We start from the raw sequence: 22,374 nt of genomic DNA, 5'->3' as shown, positions 1-22,374 counted from the left end.
TGTGCACGTCTCCACCTCCTGGTCGGGAGAACGAGCGGCTCGACTACGCCGTTCCCGCCGGCAGACCGACCGACGTCAGGCAGGCGGCGAGAGCCTGGCGATCGGCCTCGGTGGCCTCGAGCAGGGGCAGCCGCAGGCCACCGACGGACCGGCCCTGCAAGGCGAGTCCCGCCTTGACCAGGATCGCTCCCGAGGTGGCGAAGATGCCGGTGAACAGCGGCAGCAACCGCCGGTGCAGGGCCAGCGCACCGGCCACGTCACCGCCCACGTAGGCCTCGATCATCGCCTTGGTCTCAGCGCCGCAGAAGTGGGTGGACGTCCCGACCACGCCGACCGCGCCCACCGACAGCAGCGGCAGGGTCAGCGCGTCCTCACCGGAGTAGTAGGCGAGGTCCGTCGCGGCCGTGACGGACGCGGTCGCGACCAGGTCGCCCTTGGCGTCCTTGACCGCCACCACGTGCGGGTGCTCGGCCAGCCGGAGCATCGTGTCGGTGAGGATCGGTACGCCGGAGCGGTGCGGGATGTCGTACAGCATCACCGGGACGTCGGTGGCGTCCGCGACGGCGCGAAAGTGCTGCAGCAGCCCGCTCTGGGGCGGCTTGGAGTAGTAGGGGGTGACCACCAGCAGCCCCGCGGCCCCGAGCTTGGCCGCCTGCTCCGCCAGCTCGCAGGAGTGGGCGGTGTCGAAGGTGCCGACCCCGGTCAGCACGGCGGCCCGGTCGCCGACCGCGTCCAGCACGACGCGCAGCACGTCGGCCTTCTCGGCGTCGCTCGTGGTGGGCGACTCCCCCGCTGTGCCGTTGACCACCAGGCCGTCGTGGCCCAGCTCGTCAACCAGGTGGTCGGCCAGCTCGGCCGCCCGGTCGAGGTCGACCCGGCCGTCCGCGTCGAACGGGGTCACCATGGCCGTCAGCAGGCGACCGAACGGCGGTGCAGTCATGGCCCACACTCTAGTGGTCCCGCTCAGCTACGGCTGGGCTCGATGACCACCAGCGGGTCGCCGTCGTTGACCACGTCGCCGGCGTCCACGACCACCTCCACGATGGTCCCCGCGACCTCGGCCAGGACCGGGATCTCCATCTTCATCGACTCCAGCAGCACGACCGGGTCCTCCGCCGCCACCCGCTGGCCGACCGCCACCTCGACCTTCATCACGGCGGCCACCAGCTCGGCGACGACGGTATGGCTCATGACGACATCGTAGGGCCGCCAGCACCCCGGCCCCGGCGCGCTGGGCCGTCGACACAGGAAGGCAGAGCCCGAGCCGGTATCGCTATGCTCGCCCCCGTGACCGTGTCAGCCAAGACCTCCCCCAAGACCGCTCCGAAGCCCGCCACCTGGGCGTACACCGAGGAGTTCGTCCCCGAGTCCGAGTCGGCGTCGGCGGCCCGGGACAGCGGGGCCCCGCTCGGGGTGAGTGCGCTGGGGCGCGGACCGGCCAACGTCCTCACCTTCTTGGCCCGGGTCGCGAACGCGCGGGCGGTCGTCGAGATCGGCACCGGGGCGGGGGTGTCCGGGCTGGCTCTGTTCGCCGGCATGCAGCCCGACGGCATCTTGACCAGCGTCGACGTCGAGCCGGGCCCGCAGCAGGCCGCCCGGCGCGCGTTCGTCTCCGTCGGCATCCCGACCCAGCGGTTCCGGCTGATCACCGGCGCCGCGCTGAGCGTCCTGCCGCGGCTGAGCGACGGCGCGTACGACCTCGTGTTCGTCGACGGCGACACGATGGAGTTCCCCGAGTACGTCGAACAGGGCGTCCGGCTGCTGCGCCACGGCGGCGTGCTCGCCGTGCACCACGCCCTGCTGCACGACCAGACCGCCGACCCGTCCCAGACCGACGAGGAGACCGAGTCGGTCCGCGCGGCGCTCGAGCTCGTCCGTGACAACGAAGACCTCGTGCCCGCCCTGCTGCCCGTCGGCGACGGCCTGCTCGTCGCCGTCAAGCGCTGAGCCGGGCCAGCGACCTGGGAACGCGTCCCGAGCCTGTCGAGGGCCCCGAAGGGGTTGCGCTTTCCCTGAGCTTCTCCGTGGTCAGACGGGCTTGACCGTCACGCCCTTGCCGACCACGGTGATGCCGGTGTCGGAGATGGTGTAGCCGCGGGCGATGTCGTCGGCGCGGTTGACGCCGACCTTGCCGCCGTCGGGGACGACCACGTTCTTGTCCAGGATGGCGTCGCGGACCTCGGCGTTCCGGCCGATCCGGACGTTGGAGAGGACGACTGACCGGCTGACCTTCGAGTTCTCCGAGACCCGGACGTTCGGGGACAGCACCGAGCTCTCGATCGAGCCGCCGGAGATGATGCAGCCCGGGCTGACGATGGAGTCCAGCGACAGACCGCGCAGCGTGAACTTCGCGCCCGGCATCTGGACGGGGTAGGTCCAGATGGGCCAGTCCATGTTGTAGAGGTTGAAGACGGGGTCGATCGACACGAGGTCCATGTGGGCCTCGTGGTAGGCGTCGATCGTCCCGACGTCGCGCCAGTAGGCCCGGTCGCGGTCGCTGCTGCCCGGCACCTCGTTGGCGCTGAAGTCATAGACCTGGGCATCGCCACTGTTGACAAAGCTGGGGATGATGTCGCCGCCCATGTCGTGGCGGGAACCGTCCAGCTCGGCGTCGCTGGTCAGCGCCTCGATCAGGGCTTCGGTGGTGAAGATGTAGTTGCCCATCGAGGCGAACGAGGACTCAGGGTCGTCGGCCAGCCCGGGCGGGTCGGCCGGCTTCTCGAGGAACTGCTCGATCTTGTTGTTGGGTCCGGCGTCGATCACGCCGAACGCGCTCGCCTGGGCCCGCGGCACGCGGATCGCGGCCACCGTGCAGGCCAGGCCGCCCTGGATGTGGGCGTCGAGCATCTGCTTGACGTCCATCCGGTAGATGTTGTCGGCGCCGAACACCACCACGTAGTCGGGCTCGTCGTCGAGGATCAGGTTGAGGGACTGGAAGATCGCGTCGGCGCTGCCCTGGTACCAGTGCGGGCCGAGCCGCTGCTGCGCCGGCACCGGCGTCACGAAGTTGCCGAGCATCGTCGACATCCGCCAGGTCAGCGAGATGTGCCGGTCGAGAGAGTGGGACTTGTACTGGGTCAGCACGGCGATCTGCCGCATCTCGGCGTTCACCAGGTTGGACAGCACGAAGTCGATCAAGCGGTAGGTGCCGCCGAACGGGACGGCCGGTTTAGCCCGGTCCCCGGTCAACGGCATCAGCCGCTTTCCCTCGCCGCCAGCCAGGACAATCGAGAGCACCTTCGGTCGCGCCGCCATAACCGAAACCTAGGGCGTCGGCCGATCCGTCGACAAGGGGGGTCCCGACGCGTCGACCAGCCCATACGCGGCCGGGAGTCCTGTGGGAGCATGCGGAGCATGACGACCGTCGCTGATGACGCCAAGCTGTCCATCTCGCTGCTGACCCGGGAGTACCCGCCGAGCATCTACGGCGGAGCCGGTGTGCACGTCGCCCAGCTGGTGCCGCAGCTGCGCAAGCTGATCGACGTCGACGTGCAGTGCATGGGCGAGCCCCGCGAGGGCGCGACCGCGCACGCGGAGACCTATCCGGCGGGCGCGAACGCCGCACTCCGGGTCTTCGGCGCCGACCTGTCGATGGCCGCAGCCGTGCCCGAGGTCGACCTGGTGCACTCCCACACCTGGTACGCGAACCTGGCCGGCCACCTGAGCGGCCTGCTGCACGGCATCCCGCACGTGGTGAGCGCGCACTCCCTGGAGCCGCACCGGCCGTGGAAGGCCGAGCAGCTCGGCGGCGGCTACCAGCTGTCCTCCTGGGCCGAGCGGACCGCGTTCGAGGGCGCGGACGCGGTGATCGCGGTCAGCAACGGGATGCGCACCGGCACCCTGGAGTCCTACACCGACCTCGACCCGGCCAAGGTGCACGTGGTCAAGAACGGCATCGACACCGACGAGTTCAGCCCCGACCTCGGCACCGACATCGTGAGGGGCCTCGGCATGGACCTCGACCGGCCCTCGGTGGTCTTCGTCGGCCGGATCACCCGGCAGAAGGGCCTGATCCACCTGGTCCGGGCCGCCGAGCAGCTGGACGCCGGCACCCAGCTCGTGCTGCTGGCGGGAGCCCCGGACACCCCGGAGATCGCCGCCCAGTTCGACGAGGCCTTCGGCCACCTCAAGGCCGCCCGCGGGAACGTGATCTGGGTGCAGGAGATGCTGCCCCGCGCCTCGGTCCGCCAGGTCCTCAGCCACGCGACGGTCTTCGCCTGCCCGTCGGTCTACGAGCCGCTCGGTATCGTCAACCTGGAGGCGATGGCCTGCGAGGCCGCCGTCGTCGCCTCCGCCGTCGGCGGCATCCCCGAGGTGGTGGTGGACGGCGAGACCGGCTACCTCGTCCCCTACGACCCGGCCGCCGCCGGCGACCCCGCCGCCGTGGCCCAGTTCGAGGCCACGTTGGCTGAGCGGATCAACGCCCTGACCGCCGACCAGCGCCTCTCCGCTGCTTTTGGTGCTGCCGGCCGGCAGCGCTGCATCGACGAGTTCAGCTGGGCCAAGATCGCCGCCGAGACCGTCGACGTCTACCGCGAGGCCATCCGCGTCCACGGGTCCTGACCTCAGAACAGAACCCCGCCGCACAGACGGTGCGACGGGGCTCGTGGGGCGTTCGGGTGATTGTTAGCCGACAACTTCCTTCAGGGCACCGGCGAGCTCGGCGGCCTCCGTCGCGTTGAGCTCGACGACGAGGCGTCCACCGCCCTCCAAGGGCACCCGCATGACAATCCCACGGCCCTCTTTGGTGACCTCCATGGGGCCGTCACCAGTCCGCGGCTTCATTGCAGCCATCGTCCATCCTTGTCTGTCGTCTTCGGGCGTTTCTCCAATCATCCCGCATCCTCGGCACGGGCACCTGCGGGGGCCGCAGACCCCGCGGATACTGTCGTCTGATGACCAGCCTTGGCGTCCTGATCGAGGTGGCCGACGCCGTCGGCACCGTCACCTTTTCGCGACCGGAGGCACTCAACGCCCTCGACGACGACGCCAAGTCCGCGCTGCTGACCGGGCTGCGGGATCTCGCAGCCGACCGAGGCGTCCGAGCGGTCGTGCTGACCGGCACCGGACGGGCCTTCTGCGCGGGTCAAGACCTGCGTGAACACGTCCAACGGCTGACCCAGAGCTCGGCGGCGGAGGTGTGGCGGACCGTCCCGGAGCAGTACAACCCGATCGCCCTCACCCTGCACACCATGGACAAGCCGGTGCTGGCCGCGGTCAACGGGGTCGCCGCCGGTGCGGGCGCCTCGCTGGCCTTCCTCGCCGACGTCCGACTGGTCGCGACCTCCGCCAGCTTTACCCTCGCGTTCGCCGGCGTCGGCCTGTCCTGCGACACCGGCTGCTCGTGGACCCTGCCCCGCCTGATCGGCACCACCCGGGCGATGGAGCTCCTGATCAGCGGCCGGTCAGTCTCGGCAGCGGAAGCGCTGGCACTGGGGATCGCGACCGAAGTCGTCCCGGACGAGGACTTCGCCGACCGGGTGGCGGTGCGGGCGCGGGCGCTGGCCGCCGGACCCAGCCTCGCGTACGGGGCCATCAGGCAGGCGGTCGGCTACGCGGCCGGAGCACCGCTGGCCGAGTCGCTGGCCTTCGAGGCCGAGCAGATGCGTCGTACGGGCGGCTCCGCCGACCACCGGAGCGCCGTGGACGCGTTCCTGGCCAAGCAGCGGCCGGTCTTCACCGGTCAGTGACGGGCGGGACAAAGCAGTCGGCAAGGTGGTCGTCGACCAGCCCGCACGCCTGCATCAGCGCGTACGCGGTCGTCGGGCCGACGAAGCGGATGCCTGCAGCCTTGAGCGCCTTCGCCAACGCGACCGACTCCGGCGAGGTCGCGCGGTGCTCGTCGGTCGGCCGAGGCCGGTCGACGACCCGGAACGACCAGATCAGCTCCGCGTACGCCGGTCCGAGGTCGGCCACCACGCGCGCGTTCGCCACGGCCGCCTCGATCTTGGCGCGGTTGCGGACGATGCCAGGATCGGCCAGCAGCCGCGCCACGTCCGTCTCGTCGAACGCCGCGACCCGTTCGGGGTCGAAGCCGGCGAACGCGGCCCGGAACCCCTCCCGTTTGCGCAGGATCGTGATCCAGGCCAGCCCGGACTGAAACGCCTCCAGCGTCATCCGCTCGTAGAGGCCGGTCACGCTGCGCACCGGCTGTCCCCACTCGGTGTCGTGGTAGTCGAGGTACTCCGGCGACCCGAGCGCCCACGGACAGCGCAGCTTGCCGTCCGGACCTGCGCTCGCGCGGGACCTCACGCGCCCCGCCTGCCCTCCGCGACCGCCGCGAACTGGCGCAGGCTCACCCCGAAGCCGGCCCGCATCAGCGGCAGGGTCAGCCCGACCAGGGCGTTCACCGGCGCACCCCCGGGTACGGTGACGACCTCGGTGCAGCTGATCTGTGTCCGACCGTGAGGGGTACGGCCGCCGACGTCGCTCAGGTGGAACACGCCCTCGCCGGTGAAGTAGGGCCCCAGGTGCAGGATCTCGAGCTCGGCCTCGCCGTCGGCGGGAGGCGACCAGCCGGTGACCACGAAGTTGTCCAGCAGCCCGATCGGCAGGCCGGCCAGCCAGAAGCCCGAGAGGGCGGCGACCCGGACGCCGAGACCGGCCGCGTGGTCGGTGTGCACCTGCAGGGTGGTGAGCGGGATCCAGCGGGACTGGCCCGTCCAGTCGACCAGCACCTCCCACGCCCGGTCGAGGTCGGCGTCGGTGGCGATCCCTGCCTCGAGCCGGGCGCTCACCGACGCACCGGCAGCTGCTGGTCCGGACCAGACGACGTCGCGTCCGGCTCCACCACGGGGGCCCCGGTCAGCTCGGCGATCCGTGCGTCCCGCTCGGCGATCTCGCGGCCGAGACGCTCCAGCAGGTCGTCGACCTGACCCATCGCGTAGCCGCGGAGCGTGACCCCGAAGCGGGCCTGCTCGATGTCGGTGGCCGTCAGCGGCCGGGCGGGCAGCTGCTGACGGTAGGTGTCGTACACCGGTTCCCTGCTCATCCCGCCTCCGCCTCCCGCCGCGGCGACCGCCGCGATCCCGAGGGCCACGATCGCGGCCGCCGCGATGAACCATTCCATGGACCGATCGTGCCAGAGGCGACGAGCGACGAGGATGCGACCTCGATAAGTTGCGACATGGTGCCGCGTACTCGCGGCACCATGTCGCAGCTTGTTGATCAGCGGTCGCCCAGCACCAGGGAGATGGCCTCGTCGACGTCGTCGGTCAGGTGTAGGAGGTCCAGGTCGGACGCCGAGATCGTCGCCGCCGCGAGCGCCGGGCCGGCGAGCCAGTCCAGCAGGCCGGACCAGTAGGCCCGGCCGAACAGCACCACGGGGAAGGACGTGACCTTGCGGGTCTGCACCAGGGTGAGTGACTCGAACAGCTCGTCCAGCGTGCCGAAGCCGCCGGGCATCACCACGAAGCCCTGCGCGTACTTGACGAACATGGTCTTGCGGACGAAGAAGTAGCGGAAGTTGATGCCGAGGTTGACGTAGGCGTTGAGGCCGGACTCCGTCGGCAGCTCGATCCCGAGTCCGACCGAGACCCCGCCGCCGGCCGCCGCCCCCTTGTTCGCAGCCTCCATCACCCCGGGTCCGCCGCCGGTGATGACCGCCTGACCGGCCTCGGCGAGCCGGCGTCCGATCAGCTCGGCGGTGGCGTACGCCGGATCGTCCGGCGACGTCCGCGCCGAACCGAAGACGCTGATCGCCGGCCCGAGCTCGGACAGGGTCCCGAAGCCCTCGACGAACTCCGCCTGGATCCGCAGCACCCGCCAGGGGTCGCTGTGCAGCCACTCGTTCGAGCCGGGCTCGTCCAGCAGCCGCTGGTCGGTGGTGGTGTCCGGCACCTGATCGCCCTCGCGGACGACGGGTCCCTGGGCGTAGCGGTGGTCCGACATCGCCTCAGCCTAGTAGTCTGTCGCCTCTGAGCCTTGTGGTTTGGCGGCGTCCAGGTGCGTGCATCGCAAGGCCGACGAGGAAGGGCTACCGGGTCGTAGCACGACGAGGTGAACGCCGCGAGGTGCGTGCCCTGGGCGCCGCCAAGCCCAAGAATGAGGGGCGACAGACTACGAGGAGGCTGCCCCGCACCGCGGGACTAACCGAGCCAGCGCAGCAGCGCGTCGCGGCAGCCGACGACCTCGTCGGCGGGGCAGAACTCGTCGTCGGCGTGGGCCTTGTTGGGGTCACCGGGACCGAAGTTGACCGCCGGGACGCCGCGGGCGCTGAACCGGGCCACGTCGGTCCAGCCGAACTTGGCGCTCGGCTCACCACCGACCGCAGTCAGGAACTCCGCCGCGGCCGGCTGGTCGAGCCCGGGCCGCGCGCCGGCGGCGACGTCGGTGACCCGTACTGGGAAGCCCTTCAGGACTTCCCGGACGTACGCCTCGGCCTGGGCCGGTGACTTGTCGGGCGCGAAGCGGTAGTTGACCTCGACCTCGCACCGGTCGGGGATCACGTTGCCGGCGATGCCGCCGCTGATCCGGACGGCGTTCAGGCCCTCGCGGTAGGTCAGCCCGTCCACCTCGACCTCGGCTGGGGTGTGTGCGGCCAGAGCCGCCAGCACCGCACCCGCGTCGTGGATCGCGTTGTGGCCCTTCCAGGCCCGCGCGGAGTGCGCGGCCAGACCGGTCAGCTCGACGACGGCCCGCATCGTGCCCTGGCAGCCGCCCTCGATCCGGGCGCTGGTCGGCTCGCAGAGCACGGCGAACACCGCGTCGAGGTGCTCGGGGTGGCTGGTGGCGAGCGCCTTCAGCCCGTTGCGGTGCTCCTCGACCTCCTCACCGTCGTAGAAGATCCAGGTCAGGTCACGGCGCGGGGCCGTCAGGGCGGCGGCCACGGCCAGCTGGACGGCCACCCCGCCCTTCATGTCGCAGGCGCCCCGCCCCCAGATGAGGGTCCGGCCGCCCTCCTCGGTGACGGTGGAGGGGACGTTGTCCGCGATCGGCACCGTGTCGAGGTGGCCGGCGATCACGACCCGTTCGGCGCGGCCCAGCTCGGTCCGGGCGACCACCACGTTGCCGTACCGGCTCACCTGCAGGTGCCCGTACGGCCGCAGGGCCTGCTCGACCAGGTCGGCGACCTCCGTCTCGTCGCCGCTGACCGACTCGACGTCGATGAGCGCCCGTAGCAGCGCGACGACGTCGCCTTCGAGATCCAGGGTGGTCACCCCGGCAATCTAGTGGCCCGTCGTCAGCAGACCGGGCACAGCGGCTCCCGGTAGGGTCAAGGCCCATGACGACCGAGACGGCGCCGCAGGCCACGCAGGGACGTACGGCCTGGGGGTGGGGGCTGGCGACGGTCTCCGACACGGTCGGCGTGCTGGACACCTGGTTCCCGGCGCCGGCGCTCGGTCCCGCGCCCGACGCGGAGCTCGACGGCGGAGCGCCGGCCGAGCTGGCCGCCGCCACCGTCATCGACGCGGACCGCGGCGTGCGTACCGAGGCCGTACGGGTGGTGGCCGACCTCGACGCCCCGCCGGTCGACACCTCAGACGCCTACCTGCGGCTGCACCTGCTCAGCGCACGGCTGACGGCCCCCCGTACGGTCAACCTGGCCGGGATCTTCGGTGTGCTGCCCAACGTGGTCTGGACGAACGCGGGGCCGTGCGCGGTGCCCGGCTTCGAGACCGTCCGCGCCCGGCTGCGAGCCCGGCTCGGGCACGTGACGGTGTACGGCGTCGACAAGTTCCCCCGGATGGTCGACTACGTGCTGCCGAGCGGGGTCCGGATCGCCGACGCCGACCGCGTCCGGCTCGGCGCCCACCTGGCTGAGGGCACCACCGTCATGCACGAGGGCTTCGTCAACTACAACGCCGGAACGCTCGGCACCTCGATGGTCGAAGGCCGGATCTCGGCCAGCGTCATCGTCGGCCGCGACTCCGACATCGGCGGCGGCGCCTCGATCATGGGCACCCTGTCCGGCGGCGGGACCGAGGTGATCTCGATCGGCGAGCGCTGCCTCGTGGGCGCGAACGCGGGCGTCGGCATCGCCCTCGGCGACGACTGCGTGGTCGAAGCCGGACTCTACGTCACCGCCGGCACGAAGGTGACCCTGCCCGGCGGCCAGGTGGTCAAGGCCCGCACCCTGTCCGGCGAGCCCAACCTGCTCTTCCTCCGGAACTCCCTGACGGGCATCATCGAGGTCCGCCGGCGGGTGGGCGTCGGCGTGGAGCTGAACGAAGCCCTGCACGCCAACTGACCGTGGCCCCGCCCAAGCCCCGGAGCCACCTCACCCGACGCGGCCTCGGCTGCCTCACGTTGGCGTTGCTGCTCGTCGTCGGCGCGGCCATCGCCGGCTTCGCCCTGCTGCGCGACCGTGGGGTGACCGCGCCCGTCCCGGGCCAGCAGCGCTGTGTGGCCACGGCCGGGGAGTCCTCCGTGGTGCTCAGCCTCGAGCAGGCCCACCTGACCTCGATCATCGTCGGGCTCTCGGTCCGTCGCGGGCTGGCGCCGCGGGCGGCCTCGATCGCGATGGCGACCGTCTACCAGGAGTCGGGGATCCGCAACCTCGACGGTGGCGACCGGGACTCGGTCGGGCTGTTCCAGCAGCGTCCGTCCCAGGGCTGGGGCACGGTCAAGCAGCTGAAGGACCCCTACTACGCCACCGGCGCGTTCTACGACGCCCTGGTCAAGGTCAAGGGCTGGGAGGACGGTGACATCACCGAGGTGGCGCAGCAGGTGCAGCGCAGCGGCTTCCCGGACGCCTACCGCGACCACGAGGCCGACGGCCGGGTGCTCGCCAGCGTCCTGACCGGCCGGTCGACCGCCGGCATCAGCTGCCTGGAACGCCAGGATCGCGCCGGGAACAGCGACGGTCTGGTCACGGCGATGGAGAAGACGTTGGGCACGGTCGACCACGCCGTCGACGGCCCTACGGTGACCGTCCGGGCGGGGAAGGCGACGCTGGCCTGGGCGTACGGCCAGCACGCCGTGGCCAACGCGGCACGCTACGGCGTCGTCTCGGTCACCGTCGCCGACCGGACCTGGACCAGCGACGGCACCACCCTCGCCGCCTGGGAGGTCAACCGCACGATGCTCGGGACCGGCGAGGTCCGCGTCACCCTGCGCTGACCCACGCCCTGCCACCGAGTTGTCAGCGTCAGTGGTCGCCCTGGCGACCACCGCCGCTGACAAGTCGGTAGTCAGGAGAGTCGGGCAGCGGCCGCGGCGATGCGTTCGTCGGGTGCGGTCAGGGCGAGCCGGACGTACGAGGCAGCGGCCTCACCGTAGAAGTCGCCGGGGGCGGCCAGGATGCCGTACCGGGCGAGATGGTCGACCGAGGCGCGGCCGTGCTCGTCCCGGGTGGCCCACAGGTAGAGCCCGGCCTCGGAGTGCTCGATCCGGAAGCCGGCCGCGGTCAGCGCCGGGCGCAGCACCTTGCGCCGGCCCTGGTAGCGCCGGCGCTGCTCGTCGACGTGGGCGGAGTCGGCCAGCAGGACCGTCATCGCCTCCTGCACCGGTCGCGGCACGATCATCCCGGCGTGCTTGCGTACGGCCAGCAGCTCCTCGACCAGCACCGGGTCGCCGGCCACGAAGCCGGCCCGGTAGCCGGCCAGGTTGGAACGCTTGGACAGCGAGTGCAGGGCCAGCAGCCCGGTGTGGTCGCCGCCGCAGACGTCCGGGTGCAGCACCGAGGTCGGCTCGGCCTCCCAGCCGAACTCGCCGTAGCACTCGTCGGAGACCACGACCGCCCCTCGGGCCCGAGCGTCGCGGACCCGCTCGGCGAGCACCGGGGCGGACAGCACCTCACCGGTCGGGTTCGACGGGGAGTTGAGCCAGACCATGGTGGGCCGTTGGTCGCCCAGCTCAGCCAGGTCGTCGACCGCCCGGCTGCGGCAGCCCGCCAGCCGGGCGCCGACCAGGTAGGTCGGGTAGGCCGTCCGCGGCACCACCACCAGGTCGTCCTGGTTGAGCCCGAGCAGCGTCGGCAGCCAGGCCACCAGCTCCTTGGTGCCGATCACGGGCAACGTCGCTGCGGCCGTGATCCCCTCGGCTCCCCACCGCCCGGCCAGGTAGGCCGCGATCGCCGCGCCCAGCTGCGGGGTACCCGCCGTCTGCGGATAGCCCGGGCTGTCGCCGGCGGCGGCCAGCGCCCGCTGACCCAGCTCGGGTGTGGGGTCGACCGGCGTACCGATGGACAGGTCGACGATGCCGTCCGGGTGGGCGGAGGCGAGGGTCTTGGCGGCGGCCAGGGTGTCCCAGGGGAAGTCCGGCAGAGCCGCGGAGACCCTCACGGGCGTACGGGCAGCAGGCTCACTCGGCCTGCTCCTGCGGCGGTAGCGCCTCGATCAGCGGGTGGTCCTTGTCGATCACGCCGAGCTTGGCCGCGCCGCCGGGTGAGCCGAGGTCGGAGAAGAAGTCCACGTTCGCGTTGTAGTACTCCTTCCACTCCTCGGGGGTGTCGTCCTCGTAGAAGATGGCCTCGACCGGGCAGACCGGCTCGCAGGCGCCACAGTCGACGCACTCGTCGGGGTGGATGTAGAGCATCCGCTTACCCTCGTAGATGCAGTCGACCGGGCACTCCTCGACGCAGGCCCGGTCCTTGAGGTCCACACAGGGCTGGGCGATGACGTACGTCACAAGTCACTCCTCGAATCATGCTGGTACCCACGGAACTGGCCGGGGTCGGACGTGCTCGCCCTAGTATCGCCCTCGCAGTGCACGCGCTCCACGAAGGTTCACCTACGAGACGGTGGCGATGAACGATCTCCTCCGGGCGGCCCAGCCCGGCCAACGCTGGACGGTCCGGTACCGGACGCCCGACGGCGCGGCCACCGACGTGATCGGCTGGCTGCAGCTGGTGACCGAGGAGCAGGTCTATGTGCACCGCGGCGGCTGCGAGCTGACCGTCGTCGAGCGGGCCGCGGTGGTAGCCGCCCGCCAGGTGCCGGCGGCGGCCGGCGGGCCGCCCCCGGACCGTGTCATCAGCCCCGACCAGCTCGAGCACGTCGCCCTACCCGGCTGGCTGGCCCTGTCCGAGCCGCTGGGCGACTGGGTGCTGCGGGCCGGCGGTGGCTTCACCGGACGGGCCAACAGCGCTCTGGCGGTCGGCGATCCGCACGTCCCGGTAGCCGAAGCCGCGCGCCGGATCGTGGCGTACGCGGCGCTGAACGCGATTCCGCCGCGGGCGCAGGTGGTGCAGGGCGGGGACCCCGAGGCGGCGCTGCAGGCGCTCGGCTGGGTCGACAGCTACGTGCCCACCGACGTGCTGGCGATCCGGCTGGCCGACTTGCTGGGCACCGAGCGGCCGCCCACCGGCGTCCGTGTCACCGAGACCCTCGAGGTGGCGTGGTGGAACGCCTACGCCGAGAGCCGGCCCGCCGACGTCGACCCGGGCTTGCTGCGGCTGATCCTCGCCGGCCACCCGCCGACCGGCTTCGCCAGCGCCAGCGGCGAGCCGGGGAACAGCGAACCGGTCGCCATCGGTCGGGGTCACCTGAACGGCGACTGGCTCGGCTGCTCCGCCGTCTGGACACGCCCCGAGCACCGCCGGCGGGGTCGGGCGACGGACGTCCTGCGCGCACTCGGCCACTGGGCCGCCCGGAACGGCGCCCGCTACGCCTACCTTCAGGTCGCCACCGCGAACACGGCCGCCGTGACCGCGTACGAGGGGCTGGGCTTCCGCCTGCACCACCGTTACCGCTACCTGGCGCCGCCGGCTGGCGATGGTGTGTTCACTTCCGTGGCGTAGTCGCCACGGAAGTGAACACACTGATGGCGAGGAGCCCTCAGCTGCAGCGGATCCGGTCGGTCGGGCCGTAGCGCCAGGAGAAGTTCTGCCGCTTGGCGACCTCGCCGTCGCGGTAGAAGAGCCGGCTGTAGGAGACGTCGAAGCCCTGCGCGGGCGCCTGGGGCTCGCACGAGGCGGAGTCGTCGACGAGGTCGCGGCCGGTGGTGAAGCTCGACTTCGCCGGTGCGGTGGAGGCGACCTTGTCCCACGTCTTCGTCGACCACATCGTGACGGTGATCGAGCCGCGCTGGCTCGCGCTGGCGGGGGTGACCTCGGCCTGCACGAGCACGCCGTAGCGGGTGTCGTTCTGGAACTTCAGGTCCAGGTCGGGCCACGCGACGGTAGCCTCCCGCCCCGGCGGGTAGCGGTCGATGTAGAGCGTGTGCGGCTGGTGCTCCACGTCCTTCAGCCCCGCGAAGAACATCGCGTTGAACGTCGTGGTCGCGCTCTGGGACACCCCGCCGCCGAGCTCACGCTTGAACTTCCCGCCCGAGATGATGAAGCCCTCGGTGAAACCGTTGGCCTTGGTCCGCTCCCCCACCACCTTGTTGAGCGAGAACGTCTCGTCCGGCTTGAGGACGGTGCCGTTGATCAGCTCGGCCGCGCGGCCGATGTTGACGTTGCGGTACTCGGCGTAGGGGAAGTAGGTGGTGAAGCTGCCGGTCTTCTCCGTGATGCCGAGCGCCTCAGCGTCGGCGGTCGAGAAGGACGCCTTCGCGCCGGACAGCTCGAGGGTGGCCGTCCGGTCGTCGCCCTTCCTGGTCAGCACCGGCTCGACGGCCTTGGCCAGGGCGGACGCCGCCACCGTGGCGCCCTCGACCGCCGGGATCACCGTCGGCCGCCCGTCGACCAGCCGGACGGTCGCGTCGCGGGGCTTGCTCGAGGCGACCTCGCGGACCGCCGCATCGGCCGCCTCACGCAACGTCTGGGCGTCGAGGTCGGGGACGAGCGTCCCGTCCTGCTCGCGGAAGTCCAGGGCCGCACCGATCATCGCCGGGGTCACCGAGATCCGGCCGCCGTCGCCGACCTGCACCCGGACCGGGCCGGAGACCGCAGGCAAGGCGACTGCGCTGCGCACGGCTTTGGCCTCGGCCGTGGTCACCACCGGCGGCGCGTCCTCGACCGGCAGGTCCACCGGGTCGGTCCCGAGCCAGCCGTCGGTCAGCGCGGCCGCCGCCTGCGGTCGCGCCAGCTCGACGCCGGCCCTTGCCTTCCTCACCACGAAAGCCTGGTCGCGATAGACCAGCCCGGCGTTCACGGGCTCGCGGTCCACCTCCTGCGCCACGGTGGCCAGGGCAGCCTCCAGCCGGGCGCGGTCCACCGTCACGACCGCCTCGGTCGCCCCACCGCCGGTGACCAGCACCCGGACGATCTGGCGCGGGCTCCACGGGTGTCCCCCACCTGCGGCTCGGACGCTGGCGGCGTAGTCGACGCCCAGTCCCGCCTCCGCCGGCAGCAGCGACGCCGTGGTCCCGGCCGCGACCACCTTCCGGGGTTCAGCAACCCGCGGGCCCAGCTCAGCCGTCAGCCGGTCCTCGGCCTGCGCCGCCCCGAGTCCGCCGACCGGGACCCCGGCAATGACGGCGTCCTTGGGCAGCCGGTCGCCGGCCACCAGGTGGCCGAGCAGGTAGAGCGCGGCCACGAAGGCGACCGCGGCACCGGCCACCCGCAGGATGCGGACGAGGTGGGCGCGACGCGTCGCGTCCGGAGGCACCGGAGCAGTCGGCGCCGCGCCAGCGGACGAGGGAACAGCGGGCGCCGGATCATGGCTGGACAGTGGTCAGTCCAGCCCGGCGAAGAGGTCGTCGGCCCAGCCGCCGGTGTCCGGGAACGGCAGCCCCGCCGCGAACCGGTAGTACTCGCGGCCCCACATCTGGTCGCCGATCACCTTGGCGCCGGCGAAGAACGGGCCGTCCTCGGTGATCTGGGTGGCGTGGGCGCGCATGGCTTTGAGCTTGGCCTCCACGTACTCCTCGCCCGCGATCTCGGCGACAATGTCGGCGTTGCTCGAGACCATCGGCAGGTCGGGGTTCTCGACGTCCCAGCCGGCGAAGGTCTCGGTGTCCCCGGCAGCACGCAGCGCCTCGATGCCCTCGCGCATCCGCTCCCGGCTCATCGTGTTCCAGAGCACCCGCGGGACCAGCCAGGCCTCGCCGAGGTCCGGCCGGTACGTCGGCACGCCGGCGAGCAGGTAGCCGTACATCGCGACCCGGTGCGCCTGCACGTGGTCGGGGTGGCCGTAGCCGCCAATCTCGTTGTAGGTCAACAACACCTGCGGGCGCCGGTCGCGGATCAGCGGCACCAGCGCGTTCGACGCCTCGAGCAGGTCGGCGGTCCAGAAGATGCCGTCCCGCAGCACGTCGCGGGCGATCGCGCGGCGCTGGTCGTCGTAGGCCATCCCGGAGTCGCGGTAGCAGAAGTCGCCGCCGAGCCGGACGAAGTCGGTCACTCCGAGCGCGTCCATCGCCTGCTGCAGCTCACCCAACCGGTGCGGCCCGAGGGTGTCGTCGTGGTCGGCGTCGAGATGCACCAGCTCGGGGACGAGCACCTCGCCCTCCTCGCCGAGGGTGCAGCTGACCAGCGTCACCGCAGCCCCGGCGGCGACGTACTTGGCCATGGTGACGCCGTTGCCGATCGTCTCGTCGTCGGGGTGGGCGTGCACCAGCATCAGCCGGCGGTCAGGAAGGGGCGTACTCACGGGTTCCACCCTAAGCGGAGTGAGCCTCCGCGCCGACGACGGAGAACGGGGCCGCGAAGTGGCACGCCGAGTCGTGGCTGCCCACCCCGTCCGGACGGGACACGAGCAGCGGGACGTCGACCGAGCAAGTGTCCTCGGCCTTGAAGCAGCGGGTGTGGAAGCGGCAGCCGGACGGCGGGTTGGCCGGGCTCGGCACGTCCCCGGTGAGCTTGATCTGCGCCCGCGAGTGCCGCAGCGTCGGGTCGGGCACGGGCACCGCGGAGAGCAGGGCCTGGGTGTACGGGTGGGTGGGGCGGGAGTAGATCTGGTCCTCGTCGCCGATCTCGGCGAGGGTGCCGAGGTACATCACGCCGACCCGGTCGGAGATGTGGCGGACCACCGAGAGGTCGTGGGCGATGAACACGTACGCCAGCCCCAGCTCGTCCTGGAGCCGCTCGAGCAGGTTCACCACCTGGGCCTGCACGGACACGTCGAGCGCGGAGACCGGCTCGTCGCAGATCAGCACCTTGGGGTTGAGCGCGACCCCGCGGGCGATGCCGATCCGCTGCCGCTGGCCGCCGGAGAACTGGTGCGGATAGCGGTGGATGTGCTCGGGGTTGAGCCCGACCAGGTCGAGCAGCTCCTGCACCCGGCGGCGCCGGTCGCCCTTCGGAATCGCGTCGGGGTGGATCTCGAACGGCTCGCCGATGATGTCGCCGACCGTCTTGCGCGGGTTCAGCGAGGTGTACGGGTCCTGGAAGACGATCTGGATGTCGCGCCGCAACCGCCGCATCGCCGCACCTCGCGCCGCGTACATGTCGACGCCGTCGAACTCGACGGTGCCGGCGGTCGGCTCCTCCAGCCGCATCAGCAGCCGGCCCAGCGTCGACTTGCCGCAGCCGGACTCGCCGACGATGCCGAGCGTCTCGCCGCGACGCAGCTCGAACGACACCCCGTCCACCGCCTTGACCTGCCCGACCGTCCGCCGCAGGATGCCGGCCTTGATCGGGTAGTGCTTGACCAGACCGTCCGCCTTCAGGACGACGTCACCGTCCGTCATCGGGCACCGTCCTCTCGGGTTGGTCCGGCGAGCTCGTCGGCCACCGGGTCGACCAGTCCCGCACCGTCTGCGACGTCCCTGGTCGGCGTGGCCGTCCCGGCCAGCACCTCCTCGGCGAAGTGGCAGGCGCTGCGCCGGTGATGACCGACGACGTGCAGCTCCGGCGGCGGGTCGGTCCGGCAGACGTCGGCCGCGTACCGGCACCGCGGGTTGAACGAGCAGCCGGCGGGGATGTGCAGCAGGTTCGGCGGCAGCCCACCGATGGCCGAGAGCTCCTGCCCCTTCTGGTCCAGCCGCGGGATCGACTCGAGCAGACCCTTGGAGTACGGGTGCGCCGGTGATGCGTAGAGGTCGTAGACGTCCGCGTGCTCGACGATCCGACCGGCGTACATCACCGCGATCTTGTCGGCGACGTCGGCCACCACCCCGAGGTCGTGGGTGATCAGGATCAGACCCATCTTGCGCTCGTCCTGCAGCTCGCGGAGCAGGTCCATGATCTGGGCCTGGACGGTCACGTCGAGGGCGGTCGTCGGCTCGTCGGCGATCAGCACCGCCGGGTCGAGCGCGATGGCCATGGCGATCATGATCCGCTGCCGCATGCCGCCGGAGAACTGGTGCGGATAGGCCTTCACGCGCTGGCGGGCACCGGGGATCTGCACCCGCTCCATCAGCCGGACGGCCTGCTCCTGCGCGTCGGCCTTGTTCATGCCGCGGTGCTGGCGGAACATCTCGGCGATCTGCCAGCCGACGCTGAACACCGGGTTCAGGGCGCTCAGCGCGTCCTGGAACACCATCGAGATCTCCGGCCCGCGGATCGCTCGACGCTGCGGCTCGCTCATCGTGAGCAGGTCCTCGCCGCAGTAGCGCACCTGCCCGCCCGTGACGAACCCGGGCGGGGAGTCGAGGATGCCCATCACGGCCTGAGCCGTGACCGACTTGCCGGAGCCGGACTCGCCCAGGATGGCGAGCGTCTCGCCTTCGGACAGCGAGAACGAGACCCCGTTGATGGCCTTCGCGACGCCTTCGCGCCCGCGGAACTCCACGTGCAGGTCCTCGACCTCCAACAGCACGCCGTCTCGGGGCTGGTGGTGCGCCGAGCTGACCGCACGCGCGCCCCGCGTGGGGGTGGTGAGCACCTCGGTCATCCGCGGAGGTCCTGTCGCGGGTCGAGTGCGTCCCGCAGACCGTCCCCGATGAAGTTCACCGAGAGGCTGAGCGCGACGATGAAGCCCAGCGGGATCCAGAACAGCACCGCGTTCGGGGTCGGCAGGAAGCCCTGGGTCTGGTTGATCAACAGCCCCAGCGAGGTGTCGGGCGGCTTGACCCCCAGGCCGATGAAGGACAGCGCAGCCTCCAGCAGGACGGCCGTGGCGATGGTGAGGGTGGTGTTGACGATGACCACGTCGACGGTGTTGGGCAGGATGTGCTGCACCAGGATCCGGACGTCGGAGGCGCCCATGGCTCGGGCGGCGTGCACGAAGTCCTTCTCCCGCAGGGTGAGCACCATGCCGCGGATGACCCGGGCGAGCTGCATCCAGTTGGTGACGCCGAGGAAGACCGCGACCATCACCCAGCTGCCCGAGAACTTGACCGCCATCACGCCCACGATCACCACCGCCGGCAGGATCAGCAACAGCTCGAGGGTGCGGTCGACGACCGAGTCGACCCAGCCGCCGTAGTAACCGGCGATCGCCCCGAGGGTCACGCCCAGACCGGTCGAGACGACGGCGACCACGATCGAGATGAGCAACGAGAACTGGGTGCCCTTGATGACCAGCGCCAGCATGTCGTGGCCGAGCTCGTCGGTGCCGAACGGGTGGATGGCCGAGGCCGGCAGGAACTGGTCAAAGTCCGAACCCGTGCCGGCCCGCCAGAACAGCCCGCCCAGCAGGGCGAACAGCAGCATCAGGAGGAAGACCGCCGTTCCGCCGACGGCCGCCTTGTGTCGCAGGAACCGGCGCAGCGTGGCCGTGGCGCCGGTGGTGACCGGGGCGGGTTCGACCGCAGCCGTTGGGCCGGCCAGCAGCTCAGTCAAGGCGGAGCTCAGTCAAGGCGAATCCTTGGGTCGATGACGCTGTAGGCCAGGTCGGCCAGCAGGTTGGCGAGGATGACGAACACGGCGGTGACCATCAGGAACGCCAGGATCATGTACGGCTCCTTACGGTTCACGTAGGTCACGAGCAACGCACCCATCCCCTGCCAGCCGAAGACGGTCTCGGTGATCACCGCGCCCGAGACCACCGAGCCCATGTTGATCGCCGCCACCGTCACCACCGGGATGAGGGCGTTGCGGAAGGCGTGCACCCAGATCACCCGACGCGGCGTCAGCCCCTTCGCCCGTGCGGTCCGGACGTAGTCGGAGCTGACGATGTCGAGCATCGACGCCCGCTGGAAGCGGGTGTACGTCGCGAACGAGATCAGCAGCAGTGAGATCGTGGGCAGGGTGTAGACCCCGGTGAACTGGAAGAGGCGATGCCCCAGCCCGCCGGAGAAGCCACCCGGTGGATAGCCGGCCGTGACCAGCCACCGGGGCATCCCCAGGGACTGCAGGGTGTTGTTCAGGTTGATCCCGACCAGCTTCAGCAGCACCGCGACGCTGAAGATGGGCATCGAGAAGACCAGGAACGAGAAGCCGGTCACCCCGTAGTCCAGCGCCGAGTTCTGCCGGACCGCGGTGACCACGCCGGTGAGCATGCCCACCACGATCGCGAGGATCGTGGCGAACAGGATCAGCCGGAGCGTGATCACGCTGGCGTGCAGGATCTTGCTCTTGACGTCGACCGGGGTGGTCCCCGGGTTGACCGTCGTACCCCAGTCCCCCTGCACGAAGTTTCCGAGCCAGCTGAAGTAGCGGCTCAGGAACGGCCGGCCGAGGCCGGCGCGTTGGTACGCGGCAGCGATCGCGTCAGCCGATCCCCCCGGGTTGGTCTGCCGTTGCCGGCCGGCCCACTCCGCGATGGGGTCACCCAACGCCTGCACCAGAGCGAAGCAGACGAAGGATGCCACCAGCAGGAGCAGGACCGACACGGCCAACCGGCGGACGATATAGGCGATCAACCCTGAAGTTCCCACTCGAAGGCGTTCCAGAAAGGACCGCCGGACACACCGTCGTAGGACAGGGCCGGGCTGAGGGTGCTGGTGTGGGCGATCATGTCCGAGAACTGGTAGAGCGGGATGGACGCCAGGTCCTTGGCCATCTCCGCGTCCATCTGGTTGTAGAGGTCGGACTGCTTCGTCTGGTCGGTGGAGGAGTTGCCCTCCTTGAACAGCTTGTCGACCGTCTCGTTGGCGTAGCCGTTGTAGTTGGCGCCACCACCGGTGGTGTAGATGCTGGTGCTGCTGGACTTGAACGGGTTGCCGACCCAGGCAAACAGGGCGGTGTCGAAGTCGCTCGCCGGCAGCCGCTTGGCGTTGAAGTTCACGTCCTGGTCGTCGGTCACCTTGATGCCGGCCTTGGCGCACGACGATCCGACCAGCTGGGCGATGCGCTCGCGGTTGTCGACGACCTTGTGACCCAGCCGGAAGGACGCTTCCTTGCCGTCAAGGGCGTAGACGCCGTCGGAGCCGAGCTTCCAGCCCGCCGCCTCCATGACCTGCTTGGCCTTGTCCACGTCGCCGGTCTTGTAGTCGGCGTAGTGGTCGACGTAGGCCGGTTCGTTCGGCAGGTAGATGAAGTTGCCGACCGGCACCGTGTCCGGGTTGACCTGCTTGACCAGCTTGGTGATGATGTCGCTCCGGTCCACGCAGAGGAACGTCGCCTCCCGCAGCGCCTTGCCGGCGGCGCCCTGGAACATGGGCAGCTTCATGTTGAAGTCGATGTGCTCGTAGGTGGCGCCCGCCTTGGCCACAAAAGTGACGCCGCTGAGCGCCCGCAGCTGCTGGGCGAGGGCCGCGTCGGGCTGCGGTGAGATGACCTGCACCTCCTGGTTCTGCAGCGACTGCACCTCCGACTGTCCGTCGGCGTTGGTCACGATGGTCAGCGACTCCGGGCCGGCCGCATTGCCCCACCACTTGTCGTTGCGCACCAGCACCGACTGCTCGTCGGTACGCGACTTCAGCAGGAACGGGCCGGCCGAGACGTCAGCGTCGGCGTTGAACGCCGTGAACAGCTTGATGTAGTTGGCCGCGAACTCCTGCGTGTCGGCACTGTTGTCGGAAGCGCTGATCTTCGTGACGTCCTGGATCTTGCTGGCCGCTTCGACGATGTGCGCCGGCATCATGTAGGCGAACAGGCTGCGGTAGTCGCCGAACGGCGTGGTGTAGGTCGTGGTGACGGTCTTGTCATCGTCGGAGCAGACCGGCGCCTTCATCTGGTCGTAGCCGGTGGAGCTGGCCGGGTCGAAGGCGGGCGCGCCGTCCTTGCTCTTGGCCGCAGACGCCGAAGCCAGCCACGCGAGGTAGAAGTCGTGGCAGCTGACCGGCTTGCCGTCGGACCAGACCGCGTCGGGCCTGATCTTGTAGACGATGCTCAGCGGATCGGTGCTGGCCTCGGTGACCGAGCTCATCACGTCACCGTCCACGCACACGCCGAGGTTGCTGTCGACGAAGAACGCCGACGGCTGGGCCAGGCTCAGCAGCGAGTTGGCGAAGCTGTTGGCCGTGGAGGTGTTGTTGTTGTAGTCGTGCACCGCCTCCTCGACCGCGGCGGTGACGTTGCCCGAGCTGTTCACCTTGGGGCGCTTGTACACGTCGGTCAAGCTGCCGTCCGGCTTGCAGAGCGTCGGGCCGCGGCCGGCGCCGGCCCCGGTCGAGCTGGCCCCGCCGGTGGGGGTCTCGGTGGTGGAGCAGGCTGTCGTCAAGAGCAACGGCACGGCCGCGACCGCGGCGAGCGCGCGGATGCTTCTTCGCATGGGAGGTCCTCCTCGAGGTGGCACGCCGCAGCGCACAGTTCAGCGCGTGCCCCGAACGGCCACCGCA

The 22,374-nt window shown here is 70.8% G+C and carries 24 protein-coding genes; 6 read left to right on the top strand and 18 right to left on the bottom strand.

Going from position 1 to position 22,374, the window contains the following annotated elements; translation table 11 throughout:
* Nucleotides 1-43 precede the first annotated feature (43 nt).
* Nucleotides 44-940: a 4-hydroxy-tetrahydrodipicolinate synthase gene (dapA, locus tag ACFE76_RS03960; protein ID WP_375430438.1), complete on the bottom strand. Its 897-nt coding sequence runs from the start codon at nucleotides 938-940 to the stop codon at nucleotides 44-46.
* 23 nt (nucleotides 941-963) lie between these two features.
* Entirely contained in the window at nucleotides 964-1,191 is a 228-nt protein-coding gene (locus ACFE76_RS03955; protein ID WP_375430437.1) for a biotin/lipoyl-binding carrier protein, read from the bottom strand.
* Nucleotides 1,192-1,287: 96 nt separating this feature from the next.
* On the opposite strand from ACFE76_RS03955, the gene ACFE76_RS03950 reads away from it, so the two are divergent.
* Nucleotides 1,288-1,947 carry an O-methyltransferase gene (locus tag ACFE76_RS03950; RefSeq protein ID WP_375430436.1) on the top strand — a complete coding sequence of 220 codons (660 nt, stop codon included), beginning with the start codon at nucleotides 1,288-1,290 and terminating at the stop codon, nucleotides 1,945-1,947.
* Nucleotides 1,948-2,028: 81 nt separating this feature from the next.
* On the opposite strand, the gene glgC is transcribed toward ACFE76_RS03950, so the two are convergent.
* A complete protein-coding gene (gene glgC / locus ACFE76_RS03945; RefSeq protein ID WP_375430435.1) occupies nucleotides 2,029-3,255 on the bottom strand; it encodes a glucose-1-phosphate adenylyltransferase in 1,227 nt (408 codons plus the stop codon).
* 126 nt (nucleotides 3,256-3,381) lie between these two features.
* Here glgC and glgA point away from each other — a divergent pair, with 126 nt between their 5' ends.
* A complete protein-coding gene (glgA, locus tag ACFE76_RS03940) occupies nucleotides 3,382-4,563 on the top strand; it encodes a glycogen synthase (RefSeq protein WP_375430516.1) in 1,182 nt (393 codons plus the stop codon).
* 63 nt (nucleotides 4,564-4,626) lie between these two features.
* On the opposite strand, the gene ACFE76_RS03935 is transcribed toward glgA, so the two are convergent.
* Entirely contained in the window at nucleotides 4,627-4,794 is a 168-nt protein-coding gene (locus tag ACFE76_RS03935) for a DUF3117 domain-containing protein (RefSeq protein ID WP_375430434.1), read from the bottom strand.
* Nucleotides 4,795-4,895: 101 nt separating this feature from the next.
* Here ACFE76_RS03935 and ACFE76_RS03930 point away from each other — a divergent pair, with 101 nt between their 5' ends.
* Nucleotides 4,896-5,690 (top strand): enoyl-CoA hydratase/isomerase family protein, encoded by a 795-nt coding sequence (locus ACFE76_RS03930; RefSeq protein WP_375430433.1) that lies wholly within the window; start codon nucleotides 4,896-4,898, stop codon nucleotides 5,688-5,690.
* On the opposite strand, the gene ACFE76_RS03925 is transcribed toward ACFE76_RS03930, so the two are convergent.
* The 5 genes from ACFE76_RS03925 to dapE all read right to left on the bottom strand — a co-directional run bounded on the left by ACFE76_RS03925 (nucleotide 5,677) and on the right by dapE (nucleotide 9,149).
* Nucleotides 5,677-6,252, bottom strand: coding sequence for a DNA-3-methyladenine glycosylase I (locus ACFE76_RS03925; protein ID WP_375430432.1), 576 nt, complete (start codon nucleotides 6,250-6,252; stop codon nucleotides 5,677-5,679). The genes ACFE76_RS03930 and ACFE76_RS03925 overlap by 14 nt on opposite strands.
* On the bottom strand, nucleotides 6,249-6,737 hold the full coding sequence (locus tag ACFE76_RS03920; protein WP_375430431.1) for a hypothetical protein: 489 nt from the start codon (nucleotides 6,735-6,737) through the stop codon (nucleotides 6,249-6,251). The genes ACFE76_RS03925 and ACFE76_RS03920 overlap by 4 nt, the downstream gene beginning before the upstream one ends.
* A complete protein-coding gene (locus ACFE76_RS03915; RefSeq protein WP_375430430.1) occupies nucleotides 6,734-7,069 on the bottom strand; it encodes a DivIVA domain-containing protein in 336 nt (111 codons plus the stop codon). The genes ACFE76_RS03920 and ACFE76_RS03915 overlap by 4 nt, the downstream gene beginning before the upstream one ends.
* A 98-nt stretch (nucleotides 7,070-7,167) precedes the next feature.
* Nucleotides 7,168-7,890 (bottom strand): TIGR00730 family Rossman fold protein, encoded by a 723-nt coding sequence (locus ACFE76_RS03910; RefSeq protein WP_375430429.1) that lies wholly within the window; start codon nucleotides 7,888-7,890, stop codon nucleotides 7,168-7,170.
* Between the two features lie 197 nt (nucleotides 7,891-8,087).
* On the bottom strand, nucleotides 8,088-9,149 hold the full coding sequence (gene dapE, locus ACFE76_RS03905; RefSeq protein ID WP_375430515.1) for a succinyl-diaminopimelate desuccinylase: 1,062 nt from the start codon (nucleotides 9,147-9,149) through the stop codon (nucleotides 8,088-8,090).
* Between the two features lie 74 nt (nucleotides 9,150-9,223).
* On the opposite strand from dapE, the gene dapD reads away from it, so the two are divergent.
* Both dapD and ACFE76_RS03895 read left to right on the top strand, forming a co-directional pair.
* Nucleotides 9,224-10,189, top strand: coding sequence for a 2,3,4,5-tetrahydropyridine-2,6-dicarboxylate N-succinyltransferase (gene dapD / locus ACFE76_RS03900; RefSeq protein WP_375430428.1), 966 nt, complete (start codon nucleotides 9,224-9,226; stop codon nucleotides 10,187-10,189).
* Between the two features lie 2 nt (nucleotides 10,190-10,191).
* Nucleotides 10,192-11,061, top strand: a complete 870-nt coding sequence (locus ACFE76_RS03895) for a hypothetical protein (protein WP_375430427.1) — start codon at nucleotides 10,192-10,194, stop codon at nucleotides 11,059-11,061.
* A 71-nt stretch (nucleotides 11,062-11,132) separates the two neighbouring features.
* Here ACFE76_RS03895 and dapC read toward each other — a convergent pair whose 3' ends face one another.
* Together dapC and fdxA are read right to left on the bottom strand one after the other, a co-directional pair.
* The gene (gene dapC, locus ACFE76_RS03890) at nucleotides 11,133-12,224 is read right to left on the bottom strand and encodes a succinyldiaminopimelate transaminase (RefSeq protein WP_375430426.1); all 1,092 of its coding nucleotides are present in this window, start codon (nucleotides 12,222-12,224) and stop codon (nucleotides 11,133-11,135) included.
* Between the two features lie 19 nt (nucleotides 12,225-12,243).
* Nucleotides 12,244-12,570, bottom strand: coding sequence for a ferredoxin (fdxA, locus tag ACFE76_RS03885; RefSeq protein WP_375430425.1), 327 nt, complete (start codon nucleotides 12,568-12,570; stop codon nucleotides 12,244-12,246).
* A gap of 118 nt (nucleotides 12,571-12,688) precedes the next feature.
* Here fdxA and ACFE76_RS03880 point away from each other — a divergent pair, with 118 nt between their 5' ends.
* On the top strand, nucleotides 12,689-13,681 hold the full coding sequence (locus ACFE76_RS03880; RefSeq protein ID WP_375430424.1) for a GNAT family N-acetyltransferase: 993 nt from the start codon (nucleotides 12,689-12,691) through the stop codon (nucleotides 13,679-13,681).
* A 37-nt stretch (nucleotides 13,682-13,718) separates the two neighbouring features.
* Here ACFE76_RS03880 and ACFE76_RS03875 read toward each other — a convergent pair whose 3' ends face one another.
* The 7 genes from ACFE76_RS03875 to ACFE76_RS03845 all read right to left on the bottom strand — a co-directional run bounded on the left by ACFE76_RS03875 (nucleotide 13,719) and on the right by ACFE76_RS03845 (nucleotide 22,307).
* Nucleotides 13,719-15,434, bottom strand: a complete 1,716-nt coding sequence (locus ACFE76_RS03875; RefSeq protein ID WP_375430423.1) for a VanW family protein — start codon at nucleotides 15,432-15,434, stop codon at nucleotides 13,719-13,721.
* A 66-nt stretch (nucleotides 15,435-15,500) separates the two neighbouring features.
* Nucleotides 15,501-16,418, bottom strand: a complete 918-nt coding sequence (gene mshB / locus ACFE76_RS03870; protein ID WP_375430422.1) for an N-acetyl-1-D-myo-inositol-2-amino-2-deoxy-alpha-D-glucopyranoside deacetylase — start codon at nucleotides 16,416-16,418, stop codon at nucleotides 15,501-15,503.
* Between the two features lie 10 nt (nucleotides 16,419-16,428).
* Complete coding sequence (locus ACFE76_RS03865) at nucleotides 16,429-17,457, bottom strand: ABC transporter ATP-binding protein (protein ID WP_375430421.1); 1,029 nt, start codon at nucleotides 17,455-17,457, stop codon at nucleotides 16,429-16,431.
* Entirely contained in the window at nucleotides 17,454-18,602 is a 1,149-nt protein-coding gene (locus ACFE76_RS03860) for an ABC transporter ATP-binding protein (protein ID WP_375430420.1), read from the bottom strand. The genes ACFE76_RS03865 and ACFE76_RS03860 overlap by 4 nt, the downstream gene beginning before the upstream one ends.
* On the bottom strand, nucleotides 18,599-19,492 hold the full coding sequence (locus ACFE76_RS03855; RefSeq protein ID WP_375430419.1) for an ABC transporter permease: 894 nt from the start codon (nucleotides 19,490-19,492) through the stop codon (nucleotides 18,599-18,601). Before ACFE76_RS03855 ends, ACFE76_RS03860 begins: the two co-directional genes overlap by 4 nt.
* An 8-nt stretch (nucleotides 19,493-19,500) precedes the next feature.
* The gene (locus tag ACFE76_RS03850) at nucleotides 19,501-20,484 is read right to left on the bottom strand and encodes an ABC transporter permease (RefSeq protein WP_375430418.1); all 984 of its coding nucleotides are present in this window, start codon (nucleotides 20,482-20,484) and stop codon (nucleotides 19,501-19,503) included.
* Nucleotides 20,485-20,510: 26 nt separating this feature from the next.
* Nucleotides 20,511-22,307, bottom strand: a complete 1,797-nt coding sequence (locus ACFE76_RS03845; RefSeq protein ID WP_375430417.1) for an ABC transporter family substrate-binding protein — start codon at nucleotides 22,305-22,307, stop codon at nucleotides 20,511-20,513.
* Nucleotides 22,308-22,374 lie beyond the last annotated feature (67 nt).

It is taken from the genome of uncultured Friedmanniella sp. (assembly GCF_964244005.1).
In the GTDB taxonomy this organism is placed as follows: Bacteria; Actinomycetota; Actinomycetes; order Propionibacteriales; family Propionibacteriaceae; genus Microlunatus.
This window is presented reverse-complemented; position numbering and strand designations above follow the sequence as displayed.